Source organism: Planococcus sp. CAU13 (assembly GCF_000775575.1).
GTDB lineage: Bacteria > Bacillota > Bacilli > Bacillales_A > Planococcaceae > Planococcus.
Genome location: NZ_JRGN01000047.1, coordinates 1 through 16546 on the forward strand (window position 1 = coordinate 1; position 16546 = coordinate 16546).

Below are 16546 nucleotides of genomic sequence, written 5' to 3' on the forward strand. Positions count from 1 at the left end.
GTCATTGCGAATGCTTCTGTCAATAAGATGGTCGTCGTCTCTGATGGGAAGGAATACAACGCAATTCAAGTAGGGACGGTGATGACACATCCAGCTTATCGTCATCAAGGTCTGGCAGCCAAGCTGATGAATCATATCATTGAAAAATATGAAAAGAACTATGATTGATTTTTACTTATTTGCCAATGAGACAGTGCTCGACTTTTACCCTAAGTTTGGGTTTGAGCCAGTTCAAGAAAGCAGTTTCAGCATGAAGACTTCAGATTTAAATAAGCCACTGACTAAAAATTTCACCCTACGCAAGTTAGACATTTATAACAAGACGGATCTAGCACTAATGAGGGAGTTCGCGGCTGAAAGCATGCCTGTGTCTTCGATACTGGGTCTGAAAAACAACGAGCATCTCTTAATGTTTTACTTTATCCTCGCATTCAATGACGCTGTTTATTATATCGAGGAGGAAATGATCGTCATTTTTAAACAGAAGAATCATGTACTTCATATTTTTGATGTAATCAGCAAAAAAAGAATTGAAGTAGAAAGAATTTTAACTGGAATTGTTTCTGCCAATATAGAGATAATCAAGTTCTATTTCACACCCGATTATGTTGGTAAAAACATTCATACAGAGTTAATAACAGAGAGTGATAATCTTTTGTTCGTCCGCCCGTTATTAAAAAATCTCACAAGCCCTTTTTTGTTTCCATTAACCTCCCATGCTTAAGACTTAAATGGTGCAGTCAAATATTAAATTTAAAGTTATCTTGCTATTTCACAAACATTTAAAATTAGGAATAAAATTAATGAGTTACTAACTTATGGAAAGAACATAGAGGGGGAAGACCACTTGAACGTCACTATCGAAAAAGCCGGTATTCTGGATGCTGAGAAACTGACCGAAATTATGAAAAGAACATTTGATATAGAAGCCAGACGCTGGTTGCCAATCTCTGAAGTTGTAGACAACAATCTCCAGCCACCCGGCTATGATTCCATTGAAATGACGAAATACATGATCGAAGAGCTAGCGTATTACAAAATTAGGTATGAAGAAGGTATAGTGGGTGGCGTAATCGTAACGTTAACTGGCAAGACTTTTGGAAGAATCGATCGGATTTTCATTGATCCCACCTATCAAGGTAAGAAAATTGGATCAAGAGCGATGGATTTGATTGAAGAGGAATTTCCGGCGGTTCACACATGGGATCTCGAGACTTCCAGCAGCCAAGTGAATAACCATCAGTTCTATGAAAAGAAGGGATATGAAAATACCTATAGAACACGAGGTGAGTACGGTTATATCAAAAGAAAAGAACTTTCATTAGAAAAAGACAATAGAGTCAGAAATGAAGACCTATCGAACAAACAGTACGAGGAATGCCATATGGAAGAGCTGGAGTGCTATCAAGTCAGTTTAGCGGGAAGTTCTTTTGGCAACAGCAACTTGATGAATACAAACTTCAATAACTGCAACCTTAGTGGTTCCAAGTTCCAGAATCTTAATCTTAGCCGTTCTCTATACGCAGATTTAAACTTTTCCCAAAGCAGGTTTAGATTTGTCACTTTAAATGGTGTCCGTTTTACAGATACTCATCTTGAAGAAGTGGGTGAACCCATTTCCTTTGAACGATGTAACTTGCAGGGAACAGAAATAAGGAACAGTGATTTACGGAACGTCAAAATTACAGACAGTGATGTAACCGGAATGACCATCGATCACATTCCAGTTGAAAAGTTGCTTGAGGTCTATTACCAGACGATGGAGAAGCAACTTAATAAGAAAAAATATGAACGATGAGGGGAAATGAGATGAAAACTAATACACCTGGGAGTTTATTTAGAATAGAATGCGAAGAGATATACCTTCAAGAGTTTTCCGTTGAAGATGCCGATCAAATCTATCAAATCTCCAGCCAACCCGAAATCTTTAACTTTCTGCCAGACTGGAGATCAACGAAAGAACAAAGGCTTCATTGGTTGACCAATTACGAAATACCAGCAAATCACGCGTCTCTTGAAGCCATTGCAGCTACATCAAGCATCGATGGACATTTTTTGAAATTAGGGGTATTTCTCAAGGGAACAGATGAATTTATTGGATGGTGTTGTACAGGGATTAAAGAGGAATTGCCTCCACCGAACAGAGAAATTATGTATGCCATTTCAAGTGAATTTCAAAATAATGGGTATGCTACCAAAGCTTCTAAAGGGTTAATAGATTTTTTATTTACTCATACAGATATAGAATCTCTCAATGCGGTTGCTCTAATTAACAATGTTTCTTCAAACAAAGTTATTAGGAAATGTGATTTTGCCCTAAAAGGTCAGCAAACCATTGATAATGAAATTTACAACCACTATATATTATCTAAATCAGACTGGATAAAAAATGTGTAATTTCCACTGATAATTTGCAGTGATATTAAGTGTTATATTCTTGAAATATAACGAAATCTGAGGAAGGTATACTATGAAAACTAAACTGCAACAAATGACAGAAGAAGAATTTGATCAATATTTGGCCTATTTTATACCTGATTACGCTATAGACTTATCGGAAAACTTTATGATTCCATTAGAAAAGGCAATGAAAGAATCAAAAGATTTAATGGACAAGTTACTCCCAAATAAACAAAAATCAGAAGGTCAATTAGTTTACAATATTTATTCAATTGACGAAGATAAAACAATTGGAGTGATCTGGTACAATATCCAAACCGATAGCAACAAAGCTTATATCTATCATATTTTAATCAAGGAAGAGTTTAGAAAGAAAGGGTTCGCTACCTTCGTATTGGAGGAATTAGAAGAAACCATGAAAAGTGCTGGGATCACCTCTATGGGATTGAATGTGTTTGGTACAAATCCTAGTGCTCATAAACTTTATGAGAAACTTGGCTACCTAGTGCAGTCAACGTCAATGGGGAAAAGAATCTAATTTATTTAGCTGATGAATGTAAAGACTGCTAAGTAAGTTACATTCAATGGGATATTTATAAAAAATTTAGTAGAGAACTTTGACAAGGAAAGATTTTTTCATCTTTGTTAAAGAATGAGGGACAAGTGGTAACCTTTTATAACGACTGTAATAATCCAAATATAGATCGATGCTTAATCGGTTCCCCATACAATAAAGAAAGAGAGTGAAGATATGTTTTCTGCGATAGAAAAGCAAATTAATGAACAAATGGTTTCTCAGTCAATCCCAGGATTTTCAATGGCGATTGTGCAAGGACAGGAAGTCGTTTACTCTAAAGGATTTGGAGTAACGAACAAGGAAGAGGGAGGTATTCCTGTCACAGAGAATACCCTATTTCGAATTGGCTCATTAAGTAAGCCTTTAACAGCAACTGCAATCATGGTACTGGTCGATCAGGGAATCTTGAACTTAGACATTCCGATTAAAGAATATGTTCCTTTCTTTACTCTAAAAGATCAAGCAGCTTCAAATAAAATTACACTTAGAATGCTTTTAAGTCATACCGCCGGGCTGCCAGACGGCACTGACATAGTAGGAAGTCGTAATTTGGATGCTTTAAAATACTATATACAAAATGATGTTCCGCAATTATCGTTGATTGCTCCCCCCGGTCTTATCTTTTCCTACAGCAATCATGGGTTTAATATCGCTGGATATGTTGCTGAATTCGTGACTGAAAAGTACTTTCCAGAGTTTATGCAGGAAGTCTTGTTTAATCCTATAGGCATGTCTCGTACGGTATATGATCCGCTTCTGGCAATGACATTCCCGGTGGCTTTAGGCCATGAACGAACAGAGAAGGGCGAAAAAGTTGTAAGGCCATTTTATGAAAACGTGGCTAACTATCCTTCTTGGTTTGCGATGTCTACAGCAGAAGATTATGCTAAATTCCTACTTATGCACTTGAATGCTGGACAACTAGGCAATCAATCGCTTCTTTCTGCTTCAGCCGTTAACGAAATGCAAAAATTGCAAGTAAGCCGCTATAACCTGCATCAGCTTGGTTGTGGATTATCCTTTATTACGGAAGAATATAACGGAGTTCAGACCCTTCGTCATGGCGGAGCTATAGGAACATATACTAGTTTTATCTTGGCTGCACCTGAGAAAAAAATGGCGATAGTGACCATGTCCAACCAAGATTATGGAATCGATCTTGCTTATGACATCATGGATAAGCTGCTGGAAGTCGATCCAATCCACATTCAACCAAAATCTATGACACCCAATAGCTTGATTTGGAAACAATACACAGGCTATTATTTGGGAAATCTTAATGGGCTTGCGCACATCTTCATTGACGGTCAACAGCTAAAAATGCAACTGAATGGCAAAGAAATGACCTTGCATGCTTATGAGGAAAATCTCTATTTTGCTAAAGACACTGAAGGAAATCCAATTGCTACTGTTGGTTTTGTATTAGGTGAGAGAGACGAAGTCGATTATATCGTGCTGGATGGACAGTTCTGCAAACGTGTTGAAAAAGAATTGATTTCTCAACCAAGAACAAGTGAGTCTTCTTTAGAAGGAACGTATTCCAATGGTTCAGTTTCATATGGTCTTAAAGTAATAAAAGACCAACTGTTTATGCTGGATGAAGATCAACAACTATTCTGTCAGCCATTGTTCGGTAACTTTTTTTATACAGAAGAACAGGGATTACTAGAAATACAAGAAATAGAAAAACGAAAAATCTTGATTATTCAAGATAATTGGAAGTTCGAAAAGGTTGGAAGGTAAGATAAGTCCATCTAGATTATCTAAATTGATAGAAATAATGTTAGTTTACATATGACCAATTATAGGAAGGGCAGAAGTGTTAGCTATAGCTTCTTTCCTTCCTTTTGTTCGCTTAAATGTAGCGTAAATAAATTAACAAAGAACACAAGAAAAACACAACTCCAAACTATAATGGTTTCAGGCTGCCAAAAAGATAAGCAGGATAGCAAGTAAACAATTTGGAGTGATAATCATGAAAAAAATAATACCGTCGACACTAACCATGGGAAATTTGTTGCTGGGGTTTATGGCAATTCTCTTCATATCCAATAAGGAGTACTCAACAGCAGCAATGTTGATTGGACTGGGTTTATTCTTCGACTTTATTGATGGCTATAGTGCTAGAAAATTGAATGCCGAATCTGCATTGGGTAAGGAGCTTGATTCGTTAGCTGATATGGTGACATTTGGGGTTGCACCTGCAATGTTGGCTTATTTTGGATCGGTTCATGAAATCCATTTCTTTGGAGTTTTCTGCTGTCTGATTTATGTCTGCTGTAGCGCATTGCGATTGGCACGTTTTAACATCTCAGTGCACCCATCAACAAGCTTTATAGGTATGCCGATGCCATTGGCGGCGACACTGATGCTATTTATCACTTTATTGAATCCCTATGCAACGGCGATTGGATCGTTGCTAATTTCATTTCTTATGATTAGTCGGCTTTGGTTTCCGAGTCTAAAGAACATTGAATTAGAAGTTAAGGAGGATTATTAATGGAAACCATTTTACCGTTTCTATCGGATTATGGTTATGCTGCGATATACATGTTGTTGACACTTGGAATTATCGGACTTCCGATACCGGATGAGGTGCTGATGACAACGGTTGGATACTTGACCTCAATTGGTACAATGAAGTTTTCTTACGCTCTGTTTTTTAGCTTTACTGGAGCTATGAGTGGAATGATACTTAGCTACTTTATTGGCAAAAAGGCTGGACGCCCTTTCTTGGAACGTTACGGAAAATGGGTAGGTTTAAAACCATCGCGTATTGCTAAGGCCGAAAAGTGGATGAATAAATATGGACCAATATCCATTGTGATCGGTTACTTTATTCCAGGAATTCGACACATCACCTGCTACCTGTCTGGAATCAGCCGTATGTCCTTCAATAAGTACATTATCTATTCTTCTATTGGCGCTTTGATATGGTGTTTAATTTTTATCGTGACAGGAAGAGTTCTTGGGCATGTGACTGTTTAAGTTGAACTCTCTTATAATGAAGAAAGAAATTCAATAGAACAAAATTATTCACAGAGATCTTTAAAGAATGAAGAAGTACAGAACAGTGTAAAAGAGTCAAGAATATCCTTTGGGAGAACAAATGGAAACGCAAATGAAAAGATAATATTTAAAAGCAAGGAAGGATGTGTAATGCTTTGACGCATAAGGTTCTAATTGTTGAAGATGAACAACGTATCCGAGAGCTGATTTCGGATTATTTTGATTCCAAAGAATGGATTGTTTGCCAGGCAGAAAATGGCAGGGAAGGGCTCTACATGTATGAAAATGAAATTCCGGATTTGGTGATTCTCGATCTGATGATGCCGGAAATGGACGGTTGGGAGGTGTGTAGACAGATACGACGTCAATCCGATGTTCCAATTATCATCCTCACTGCTGTATCGGGGGATGAACGCCAAATTCAAGGTTATGAACTCGGAGCAGATGATTATGTGACTAAGCCATTCAGTCCTAAAGTCCTGGTTTCCAAAGCGGAAGTATTGATGAAAAGAGTCAATGGCCAGCTGTTCTCGAACCCTCATATTGTATTAGGATTTGACGTGTTGCTGAATACCCGGAGCAGGCAATTAGAAAAAGGGGAGGAAACATTTGATTTAACGCCCAAAGAGTATGATATCTTGCAGATGTTGCTGCGTAACAAAGGAATCGTGCTGTCTAGGGAAACAATATTAGGCCATGTCTGGGGAATGGACTATGAAGGGGATATTCGAGTCGTTGACACACATATTAAAAAACTCCGAGGGAAAATGTGCCAGGCAGCAAACAACATTCGGACTGTTTTTGGTATCGGCTATATCTATGAGGAAGCCCCATGAAGAAGTTTGGAATTACATTCAAACTTTTTATGTCCACTTCTGCTATATTCATTCTTTTTTACGTACTCGTTCTATTAGCACAGCTAATGGTTTTTCCTGAATTTTATGAACAGAGGAAAATTCAAAAGCTCGAACAAGACGCGGCATCACTTGCTTCGATTTATCAAGACGATCCAACAGGAATTTGGGAATCGGATTCGACCATCATGCGGAGGTTAGCTAAATCTGGTACAAACTTTACATTGACAGATTTTGAAGGAAATATAACGGCCAATGATCCGTTTCGCATGCAAGTTATGCAGAATGACGGCACATCAATCAACATCTCGCTGTATTTTATTGTTAGTGCCTACAGGCAGGAATTTGAACAATTAGAGATTTCAGCTGGACAAGAGATTGTGATGCATGGGGAATTTGGAGATGGTCAGGACAGTAACACCTTTTATCCATATTTTCTTCAAAATTCCGATGGAAGCAATGCGGGTGTAAAGGATTTTGAAGAAGTCGATGTGGATGTCCCCGAAAACAATCGAGTCAGAGGAATGGTAGAGAAAGTCAGCTTACCCAATCTGAACAACGTAGGTCGTCGGCTAGGAATCCTTTACCTGGCCATGGATGAATTTTTTCCCTTATCTAAATCTTATATAGATCAGTTGAACTCCATGAAACCTGTTGAGTTGAAGTGGCTTGATTCTTTTAGTGGAAGCAGGAGTGGGGTCATCATACAGCCCGTGCGAAACAGTGGAGGAGAAATAGAACTCCTCTTTCTTGTCACCTCTTTGCAAGAAATCAAGGAAACCAATAGTGCCCTACGAGTATTATATGCTTACCTTGGAGCAGGCGGGCTCGTATTAATTCTTCTACTTTCCACGGTATACTCGCGGATGGTGACACGCCCACTCCTGTTGTTGAACAAGAGAGCAGAGAAAATAAAAAACTTGGATTTTTCAGAGGGAGAACTGGTACAGCGTAAAGATGAGCTGGGCAGTCTTTCGAATACCTTGTTTGAAATGTCTAGCAAACTTGAGTTGACATTGGAGGAACTAAACAAGGCCAACGAGAGATTGAAAAGCGAAATTAAGCAGAATAAGGAATTGGAGCAGTTACAAAAGGATTTCTTCGCCAACGCCTCCCATGAATTAAAGACACCAATCAGCATTGTCCGGGGATTTGCCGAGGGTATACGAGATGGAATTAACACGGCCAAAAAAGAACATTATATAAACGTCATTTTGGAAGAAAGTGAAAAAATGGAACGGCTTGTTCAAGATATGCTGGATTTGCTTCATCTTGAGTCGCCAGCTGTCAAACTATACAAGTCTCCAGTGCTACTTAGTGAAATAACTGAAGATACCCTCCAGAAACTGGTGCATCAAATGGAAAAGAAACGTCTTACTGCACGGGTGGTTCGGAATAAGGAACAGGAAATTGTGGCTGATGCTGGAAAGATGGAGCAAGTGGTGCAGAACTTGATGACGAATGCCATACGCCATGCCGAATTCGACAGTACTATTGTAATTGTTGTTTCCGAAAACGATAATAACGTTACTTATTCTGTACACAATAAAGGGGAAAGAATACCTGATGCTTTTTTAAACAGGATATGGGAGCGTTTCTTCCGTGCAGAAGTCTCGCGGGACCGAAAATTTGGTGGAACTGGGTTAGGTCTTGCCATTGTCAAGCGAATTTTAGAGCTTCATGAATGTGAGTACAAGGCGGAGAATAAGGATGATGGCGTGACGTTCACGTTAAAGTTCCGTAAATAATCTGCCCGGTACCCCAAATGAAGACGGAGCTATTCCTTGGATTCGATGTTGCTTCAGCGCATATAGGAACACGAAATGTGCATTTACGTAGAACCTTAAGTACTCCGTCGCAAATAAATCCAAGTTTATTAAAGCTAATTAAAAACTATAACTAAGTATACAACTATTTGGAGGGATTGAAAAAATGGAAACGATGTTTGAAAAAGAAGAACCTGTGGGACGTGTGAACAAATCAACACTCCACTATTTATACAAGCTTTTGACTGCTACAGGAATGCCGAAAAAAATATTGAGTGGTGCAGCCTTATTGAGTGTAGTATCTTCGTTGATAGGTCTCATTTGGCCGGTTATGACGGGGATTTTCATTGATCGTTTTAGCACCATAGGAATTAGCGGGTGGTTGATCGCTTTACTGATCAGTGTATTCGTCTTGGAAGCCGTGACCTCTGGGGTTTCCTATTACATGCTCGCCTATGCAGGAAATCGAACGGTTACGATGTTACGGAAGCGCCTATGGAGCAAAACACTCTCTTTACCGATTCACTTCTTCGATCGGCATCGATCGGCGGACGTGATGAGCCGAATTAGCCGTGACACGGACGAAATCCGAACGCTTATCACCGAACATCTAATTTCTTTTTTCTCTAATTTGCTGACAGTGATCGGTGCCTTGGCAATTCTGTTCTGGTTGGACTGGCGCTTGACACTTGTCGTCTTGCTTGCCGCTCCACTTGGGGCTGCCATCGTTATGCCCATTGGTACAAAAATGTATGACATTTCAATGAAAATGTATGAACAGTTAGGACAGTTTGCCTCCGTATTGACTCAGGTTATTGGAGAAATGCGGCTTGTGAAATACTCGAATGCCGAACAGCGCGAAGAAAAAAACGGATTCGAAAAAATAGACAATCTCTTCCAACTCAGCATGAAAGAATCAAAAATTTACGCTATTCTCTCACCACTTATGTCAATGATTATGATAGTGCTGCTTACGGCTGTCGTCGCTTATGGTGGAATGCGAGTCTCTTCGGGTGCTTTAAGCACAGGGGTACTCGTATCGTTCGTTTTGCTTCTATTCCAGATTATACTTCCTATAAATACTTTCGCTACGTTTTATTCGAACTTGAAAAAGGTCTCGGGAGCCGTGGATCGCTTAAAGCCGATTCTTGAAGCCGATAGCGAAAGTCAACCAAGAGGGAGAGGTCTTCGCATGCCGGATAAGCGACAGAATTTAGTTTTTTCCGATGTGGAATTTGCCTATTCCAAAAAAGAACCAGTTCTTAAAAAGATTAATTTATCTCTTGGCGCCGGACAGGTTACCGCTCTTGTAGGACCGAGCGGTAGTGGCAAAACGACAGTCTTCTCACTAATTGAACGGTTCTACTCGCCGATAAAAGGACAAATCACCTATGGGAACCAGCTAATCGAAGACTTCGATATAGCATCGTTCCGAAGCAAAATCGGTTATGTATCCCAAGAAAGTCCCCTTGTTCATGGAACGATTCGAGAAAATATAGTCTACGGTCACGCAGAAGAAGTCACTGAAGAGGTTATGATTGAGGCGAGTAAACAGGCTTATGCTCACCATTTTATTGGATCCTTGCCGGAAGGCTACGATACGGAAGTTGGTGAAAGAGGACTTCGACTATCGGGTGGCCAAAAGCAGCGCATTGCCATAGCCCGAGCGCTGTTGCGCAAACCGGATATTTTGCTCCTGGACGAAGCGACCGCCAGTCTAGACAGTGACTCTGAACACCAAGTTCAGAAAGCTTTGCAGCACTTGATGAGTAACTGTACAACAGTTGTTATTGCCCATAGGCTCTCGACCATAATGAATGCCGATAAAATTATCGTACTTGAATTTGGACAAATTACTGGCGTAGGACGTCACTATGAACTGCTTAAAACCCATCCCACCTATACGGAATGGACGAAAAAACAGTTTCAACATAATCAAGACCCTACTCAGCATGCCGCTACAGATTAGCATTTGTATATAGACAAAGCTTTTCATGTCACATGAGAGCTACTTATATACAATGCAATTTACATATGAGGGATTATCGAAGTTTAAGACCTATATAAAAGGAGAGAGAACGCTCATATAGTGGCGCTTTCTCTCCTTTTGTATTAGCATGCATTTTCAATATCGGATCATTTTTATATCCTTAAATACTTAGTCTATCAGCTTTCTAAAAAAAGACTTTTCCGGCTTTGAAATCTTTTCTTTTACTAGAGGATGTTTAATTATAGTGTTTTTTTCAATTAAGAATGACTCTTGGTCGCTTGCTTTAAGATTTATATTAGCATCAGCCGAACAAATACATATTTCCTCGTTTAACATAGAAAGGATGAAAACTTCTCCTAGTTCCGGTATAGAAACTTAATATTTATAATGATGTTTGATAAAAAGGTTACCAATCATGCTTACAACAAATCCAAGAAATATCATGAAAAAAATAAAAAGTCCAATCCAAGAGTATACAGCAAGAGTCAAACTTTCGTCAGGAATTTCCTTGTTTTTTGTAATAAAGCTTTCCAGAAGAGTTACTTGGTTATTTTCATTAGAGTTTCATTTTTTTCTAAAACCATGAAGTTTAAGATTTTTCCATTCAATATGGCTATAAATTGTTTATAGACGAGTTTAAGTGCTGATTCAGTTTACATATAATCCATTATAGGAAGGAAAGGAGCAAAAGATATCGCTGCTTTTCTTCCTTTTTTTTGTATAAGTGTACTTTCACGAAAGGTTTTATTTCCCTGAAATCAAATACTCTTAACTAGAAAAAATGCCTTGCATCCAAAGCATTAGAGAGTAAAGGTATGTTTTATTAATAGTTAGTGAACAGAGGATCCACATTACTATTTTCAGTTTTTATTTAAATCCTTCTTGAACTTGCTCGTCTCAAAGACTGCTTTCTCAATAGGTAAAAATTGAGAAATGAGTGTATATAAGTTGCTGCAGAAACAGTATAATAATTAACAGAATACAAAAAAAATTCGCTCAAATGGGGAAGGGTATGACTGCAATTAAGCGGAATTTTTTAAGAATTACTTCTGGCAATGAGAATGTAATAAATAAAATTCTATTGATTTCTTTTACTTTCTTATTGATTCAAATTAGTTTAACAAGTATATTTCTTTTCTTAGAACCTCTGTTTTACGTAACTTTCGACGGATTCCCAATTAAAGAAAACATTTTTTTGTATTTAGGGATAATTGCCATTGTATTTTTAATTAGTCTAGGAACATCAATATCTTATAAGCTTTTGACGAAAAATAATTAGATCAGATAAATGAGAAATCCTAAACTAGTTTAACTTATTGCAACGATAAAGAAATAAGGGGTAGAAGGTGCTAATCAAAGCATATCTTCGCCCTTTTCATTTGTAAAAGTGTAAGATTATTAAACTATCTTTTCTGTTTATTTACTAAAATAGAGTTTCGGCATAATTGATTGGAGTTTACATATTATGAATTTACTAGGAAGCTATACAAATCCAAAGGGGGAGAAAAGGCCGATAAGGTATGTATTCCCAATACTTGTGCATTTTAAAAAATACATCTACAACTTAATAGATATAATCGCCTTTAAGAAGCATAAATCTGCCTCGGAGAATTGTTCCCGAGATAGAGGCTAGAGGCTTTGCATCGTTCTTTTTTTCCAGTAAGACATTCAATACGGCCATACTGAAAGTGAGTTGAAATTCTCTATGCAGCTATCCCGATTACATTTAATTTGCCAAAAACATCCTTACGGCTGCTTGCCGAAATTCCAACCAGGCTTTCATAAAACACGGCGTATTGCATATTTCAAGTTATGCATTCCTGCTGATTTAACTTTCTCCAATAGACTTCTCTTCGCTTAGTACGATTGCCCGTCCGATTAATGCAAAAAGGATTAGAATTGCTCCTGTCAGCCATCCCCCTAAGCTGAAAATAGGCGGTCCGTATAACGCCAATCCTGCACCGCAGAAAATCAACAAGACTGCCAATACCCCAAACATTCTCATTCCATATAGGGTTATGAAGGGCAAGTAGTGCGTTCCGACCACAATTGTGGCAGCCGGGAAAAACCATAAGGGCTGATAAAGGATAATTGCCCCAACTAGAAGAAAGTTGAGCGGGACGGTAAACGCAATCTGGGATCCCAATGCCCATAACCCGTTTTCTTGACTCACTTTAGCACTTCGTCCCATCATCCTAAGGGTTAATTGGGTGAGAGGGAAAATGGCCATGCAGCCAAAAAATAAGAAGGCCATTCCATACTGCTCTGAGATCAGTACACTGACACCAGCAGCAGCCAACCAAATCAGGCCGGAAATTAACTGCCCGGAAAAACCCCCTAAAAATGCAGATCTCATTTCTTTTTGATCATTCGAAACCCGCGTCACTTTCTGTTTAGCAGTCACCATATTACACTCTCCTAGCTTGGATTATTCAGTAGACTTACATTTGAAGGATGCCCTCTTTGCTATCAATCTTTTGCTTTTAGAAATAGGTGTTCCCCACTAATAAGCTGCATTTTCAGTAATTTCTTTAGGCTGTAGTTTTATAATAATTCAAAATGCTCGTGTAAGATATAATTGAGGAAACTATTTACAAAAAGGAAATAATAGCAATAGGTATTTTTGACAAATTATCGGAAGCTGATTAAAAGAAAGAGGGGGAAGAGGATATGCGTTAATTAGCAGATTGCCTTCTTATTTGTCTGTGAAAGTGTACTTTTACGAACGGCTTTTCTCAATGTAAATATAAGTGTGAAATATAATTAAGATAACTACGATAAATGATAATTGATAAAGGAGAAATATTCTTATGTTTGGTTTCTTATATAGAACAAAATTAATAAAAGATGATTTAAAAAACATTGCCAAGTTTATGTACTTGGATGTATCAGAAGATTCCTGGGATCAAGAGAACCTTACTAAAAAAAATTTAGATTTTACTATTGAAAGCGTTCGTTATATTGATGAGTATATATACAGATTATTAAATACGGAGCATGGCACTGAATTGTTGGATAAGCATTTCGAAAATATTATGGTTCGTATAGGTGCTTATATTGGTGAGGTTATCAGGACTAATATCAAACAGGACTTTCAATGGTATGAGTCCAGGTCTGTACGCAATTATTCTTCCAATTTTGGTGGAATAGATAATACTTCTGGAACCCTTCTGTATTCTAAAAAAAGAGATAAAGTCATACTGCCTTTAGATGTGGTAGTGCAATTCTTGAAAGGGAACTCTCCCTACACTAGTCTTCTTAGTTATGTTGAAAAAACCATTAAGGAAAACCCTTAAATACTATAGTTATTCCATACTTTTGTATTTAGAGTATTAATTTATCGAAGCTAACTAGAACCACGACAAAACTAAGTAGCTTACATATCCCAAGATTAGAGGAAGGAGAAAAGTGATAATTATTGCTTCTCTTCTTCCTTTATCTATTGAAAATTATTTTATATCATTGTTACAAAAATTAATTTATTGCATCTTCTTTCACTTCCTGTTAATATCGTTTCATAGCTAACGATTAGGGAGTTAAAGGGGGTAGTTACTATCCATTCATTCAATGAAGAAGGGCAACTGCTCCCTGAAGAAAAGAAAACAATCAATCGTTTGATGGAAATCCCGATCGAATCGCTGGATTTGGATGCCATTGCTGTTGTAACGAATATATATAGATTGGCACAAGGAATAAGAAATAAAATGGACCGGGAAGTGCTTGCTGATTACGGGTTATCCTGGACCTCATTTTCGATGTTATATGATTTATGGATAGAAGAATCTATTGAAACAAAGAAGTTAGCGGAGTTGGCAGGCGTGACGAAGCCGACTGTAACTAACATTACAAAAACCCTGGAACGCAAAGAGCTCTGTTACCGGAAAACAGGTGTTCGGGATCGAAGAATGACATATGTGACCATAACCGATAAGGGAAGAAGAGTTATGGAAGATTTATATCCCAAGTTCCATAAAGGGGAAGCCCAAATTGTTTCCATCCTTTCTGTGGCTGAGCAAAAACAAGTCTCTGCGTTGATCCGGAAAGTGATCAAAGCAAATGATTTTTAATTATTTCACTGAATAAAGAAAAAGCATTGAAGGAAAATCCAGTAGTGATTATCTCCCTGTATCAGAGAGTCGATGGTTGGTGTGAATCGGCACACAGGTAACACGAATTACATTTCCGGAGCTTTCTGTGTTATTGAGTTATGTAACACGGACGGACGAGCCGTTATTCGTTGAGTGGAAGAAGAAATTCTTCAACAAGGGTGGTACCGCGTGCAAGACCACGTCCCTTTTTTATAGGGATGTGGTCTTTTTATATTCTAATTTGGAGGAATGGAAAATGAATGAACTGGTGAAACAACTTTCAGAAGAACAAGCGAATGAAGTAAAGAGGCAAATGGGAATTTATAAACAAGGCGTACAGGACATTATTCCGATGGAAGACCTGGAAAAGAAAGTAACCAAATCAATACTGGAAAACCGGCCGCTCAAAATCAAATTGGGATTGGATCCTTCTGCTCCGGATGTCCATCTTGGCCATACCGTCGTATTGAAAAAAATGAGGCAGTTTCAGGAAAATGGCCATATCATTCAATTGCTAATCGGTGATTTTACCGGAAAGATCGGCGATCCTACAGGGAAGTCTGTTGCCAGAAAGCCGTTGACGGATGAAGAAGTGAAGCATAATGCCAAAACCTATTTCGAACAGTTTGGCAAAGTGATGGATATGGACAAAATTGAACTTCACTACAATTCCACCTGGCTATCAAAGCTGAACTTTGAAGATGTCATTCAATTGGCCGGGAAAATTACGGTGGCCCGGTTGATGGAAAGAGACGATTTCGAAGAACGAACTGCTCAGGGAAAACCGATTTCACTTCATGAATTCTTCTACCCGGTAATGCAGGGATATGATTCTGTCGTGCTGGAATGCGATATCGAACTCGGCGGAACTGATCAGCATTTCAATATTTTGATGGGACGGCATTTCCAGGAAAAGTCCGGAAAAGATAAGCAGGTAGCGTTGCTCATGCCGCTGCTCGAAGGGCTTGACGGCGTGGAGAAAATGTCCAAATCGAAGAAGAACTACATCGGCATTGATGAAAAGCCGGAAGAGATGTACGGAAAATCGATGTCCATCCCGGACGAATTGATGACCAAATACTTCGATCTTGTCACCGACTTTACGCCTGAACGATTGAATATTATCAAAAAGGAGATCATATCAGGCAAACTGCATCCAAGAGATGCAAAAATGCTATTGGCTAAAACGATTGTCCGGATGTACCACGACGCGGAAGCAGCGGAAAAAGCAGAAGAACATTTCAAAAATGTATTCCAAAGAAAACAGCTGCCTGACCAAATTGATGAAGTATTATGGCGTGGAGAACAGCAAGTTCTGATTATTAATCTATTAGTTGAGCTGAAGCTGATGAGCTCTAAAAGTGAAGCCCGTCGCATGGTTGATAACGGAGGGATACAAGTGAACAGTCAGAAAATACTTGATCCTGCAGCAATTGTGCAGCTTGCAAACGAAACAATCATTCAGGTGGGCAAAAGAAAATTCGTTAAAATCGTTTTTGATTCATAACAAAAGATTGATGTTTAAGTGTTCGCAGATAAACAGCTTCGATAAAGCTGGTCCTTTTGGAAATAGTTTTAGCCATACTAATACCACTGTAAGTACTCAAAATTTAGAAATGTCATTTAGAAATATGAAGATATTGGCGGCAGACTCTTGTTTAAGAGGAACAGGCCATATAAATTGTAATCTAACGGCTGTTTTGGTTAGTTCATAGTAAAGAACATAAAAATTATGCTAGAGACAAATGCCTTTTTATTTGCCTAACTTATTTACTTCTTTATAATCAGCAAAAAATTTTAAAAAATATTATGGCCGTTGTGGCCCTGCAAGACTCAATACTAACCATAATGTAAGAACCTAT

15 protein-coding genes and 1 other annotated feature are annotated in these 16546 nt (G+C 38.3%); of the genes, 14 read left to right on the forward strand and 1 reads right to left on the reverse strand.

Annotated elements, in window-relative coordinates; all coding sequences use genetic code 11:
* Positions 1-27 precede the first annotated feature (27 nt).
* From KW93_RS17710 to KW93_RS01725, 11 genes are all read left to right on the forward strand, one after another.
* On the forward strand, positions 28-168 hold the full coding sequence (locus tag KW93_RS17710) for a GNAT family N-acetyltransferase (protein WP_235318342.1): 141 nt from the start codon (positions 28-30) through the stop codon (positions 166-168).
* Between the two features lie 82 nt (positions 169-250).
* Positions 251-724 carry a hypothetical protein gene (locus KW93_RS16740; RefSeq protein ID WP_235318338.1) on the forward strand — a complete coding sequence of 158 codons (474 nt, stop codon included), beginning with the start codon at positions 251-253 and terminating at the stop codon, positions 722-724.
* A gap of 180 nt (positions 725-904) precedes the next feature.
* Positions 905-1798 carry a GNAT family N-acetyltransferase gene (locus tag KW93_RS01685; protein ID WP_052131429.1) on the forward strand — a complete coding sequence of 298 codons (894 nt, stop codon included), beginning with the start codon at positions 905-907 and terminating at the stop codon, positions 1796-1798.
* 11 nt (positions 1799-1809) lie between these two features.
* On the forward strand, positions 1810-2397 hold the full coding sequence (locus tag KW93_RS01690) for a GNAT family N-acetyltransferase (RefSeq protein WP_033541226.1): 588 nt from the start codon (positions 1810-1812) through the stop codon (positions 2395-2397).
* Positions 2398-2470: 73 nt separating this feature from the next.
* On the forward strand, positions 2471-2938 hold the full coding sequence (locus tag KW93_RS01695; RefSeq protein WP_033541227.1) for a GNAT family N-acetyltransferase: 468 nt from the start codon (positions 2471-2473) through the stop codon (positions 2936-2938).
* Between the two features lie 213 nt (positions 2939-3151).
* Positions 3152-4720, forward strand: a complete 1569-nt coding sequence (locus tag KW93_RS01700; RefSeq protein WP_033541228.1) for a serine hydrolase domain-containing protein — start codon at positions 3152-3154, stop codon at positions 4718-4720.
* Positions 4721-4952: 232 nt separating this feature from the next.
* Positions 4953-5477 carry a CDP-diacylglycerol--serine O-phosphatidyltransferase gene (gene pssA / locus KW93_RS01705; protein ID WP_033541229.1) on the forward strand — a complete coding sequence of 175 codons (525 nt, stop codon included), beginning with the start codon at positions 4953-4955 and terminating at the stop codon, positions 5475-5477.
* The gene (locus tag KW93_RS01710) at positions 5477-5965 is read left to right on the forward strand and encodes a DedA family protein (protein WP_033541230.1); all 489 of its coding nucleotides are present in this window, start codon (positions 5477-5479) and stop codon (positions 5963-5965) included. The genes pssA and KW93_RS01710 overlap by 1 nt, the downstream gene beginning before the upstream one ends.
* Positions 5966-6141: 176 nt before the next feature.
* A complete protein-coding gene (locus KW93_RS01715) occupies positions 6142-6822 on the forward strand; it encodes a response regulator transcription factor (RefSeq protein ID WP_152602405.1) in 681 nt (226 codons plus the stop codon).
* Positions 6819-8588, forward strand: coding sequence for a sensor histidine kinase (locus KW93_RS01720; protein WP_033541232.1), 1770 nt, complete (start codon positions 6819-6821; stop codon positions 8586-8588). The genes KW93_RS01715 and KW93_RS01720 overlap by 4 nt, the downstream gene beginning before the upstream one ends.
* Before the next feature lie 184 nt (positions 8589-8772).
* Entirely contained in the window at positions 8773-10575 is a 1803-nt protein-coding gene (locus KW93_RS01725) for an ABC transporter ATP-binding protein (RefSeq protein ID WP_200883313.1), read from the forward strand.
* A gap of 1849 nt (positions 10576-12424) precedes the next feature.
* On the opposite strand, the gene KW93_RS01735 is transcribed toward KW93_RS01725, so the two are convergent.
* Complete coding sequence (locus tag KW93_RS01735; RefSeq protein WP_033541234.1) at positions 12425-13003, reverse strand: DUF7010 family protein; 579 nt, start codon at positions 13001-13003, stop codon at positions 12425-12427.
* Positions 13004-13406: 403 nt separating this feature from the next.
* On the opposite strand from KW93_RS01735, the gene KW93_RS01740 reads away from it, so the two are divergent.
* The 3 genes from KW93_RS01740 (at position 13407) to tyrS (ending at position 16191) form a co-directional block, all read left to right on the forward strand.
* Entirely contained in the window at positions 13407-13892 is a 486-nt protein-coding gene (locus KW93_RS01740) for a hypothetical protein (protein ID WP_033541235.1), read from the forward strand.
* A gap of 408 nt (positions 13893-14300) precedes the next feature.
* Entirely contained in the window at positions 14301-14663 is a 363-nt protein-coding gene (locus KW93_RS01745) for a MarR family winged helix-turn-helix transcriptional regulator (protein WP_235318339.1), read from the forward strand.
* A 17-nt stretch (positions 14664-14680) separates the two neighbouring features.
* Positions 14681-14894, forward strand: a binding site (T-box leader).
* Positions 14895-14940: 46 nt separating this feature from the next.
* Positions 14941-16191 carry a tyrosine--tRNA ligase gene (tyrS, locus tag KW93_RS01750; RefSeq protein WP_033541237.1) on the forward strand — a complete coding sequence of 417 codons (1251 nt, stop codon included), beginning with the start codon at positions 14941-14943 and terminating at the stop codon, positions 16189-16191.
* The last annotated feature ends 355 nt before the right edge of the window (positions 16192-16546 follow it).

Bases quoted from the DNA above. Each gene is read 5' to 3' on its own strand.
- KW93_RS17710 (WP_235318342.1), top strand. From the start codon at position 28: ATGGTCGTCGTCTCTGATGGGAAGGAATACAACGCAATTCAAGTAGGG.
- KW93_RS16740 (WP_235318338.1), top strand. From the start codon at position 251: ATGAAGACTTCAGATTTAAATAAGCCACTGACTAAAAATTTCACCCTA.
- KW93_RS01685 (WP_052131429.1), top strand. From the start codon at position 905: ATGAAAAGAACATTTGATATAGAAGCCAGACGCTGGTTGCCAATCTCT.
- KW93_RS01690 (WP_033541226.1), top strand. From the start codon at position 1,810: ATGAAAACTAATACACCTGGGAGTTTATTTAGAATAGAATGCGAAGAG.
- KW93_RS01695 (WP_033541227.1), top strand. From the start codon at position 2,471: ATGAAAACTAAACTGCAACAAATGACAGAAGAAGAATTTGATCAATAT.
- KW93_RS01700 (WP_033541228.1), top strand. From the start codon at position 3,152: ATGTTTTCTGCGATAGAAAAGCAAATTAATGAACAAATGGTTTCTCAG.
- pssA (WP_033541229.1), top strand. From the start codon at position 4,953: ATGAAAAAAATAATACCGTCGACACTAACCATGGGAAATTTGTTGCTG.
- KW93_RS01710 (WP_033541230.1), top strand. From the start codon at position 5,477: ATGGAAACCATTTTACCGTTTCTATCGGATTATGGTTATGCTGCGATA.
- KW93_RS01720 (WP_033541232.1), top strand. From the start codon at position 6,819: ATGAAGAAGTTTGGAATTACATTCAAACTTTTTATGTCCACTTCTGCT.
- KW93_RS01725 (WP_200883313.1), top strand. From the start codon at position 8,773: ATGGAAACGATGTTTGAAAAAGAAGAACCTGTGGGACGTGTGAACAAA.
- KW93_RS01735 (WP_033541234.1), bottom strand. From the start codon at position 13,003: ATGGTGACTGCTAAACAGAAAGTGACGCGGGTTTCGAATGATCAAAAA.
- KW93_RS01740 (WP_033541235.1), top strand. From the start codon at position 13,407: ATGTTTGGTTTCTTATATAGAACAAAATTAATAAAAGATGATTTAAAA.
- KW93_RS01745 (WP_235318339.1), top strand. From the start codon at position 14,301: ATGGACCGGGAAGTGCTTGCTGATTACGGGTTATCCTGGACCTCATTT.
- tyrS (WP_033541237.1), top strand. From the start codon at position 14,941: ATGAATGAACTGGTGAAACAACTTTCAGAAGAACAAGCGAATGAAGTA.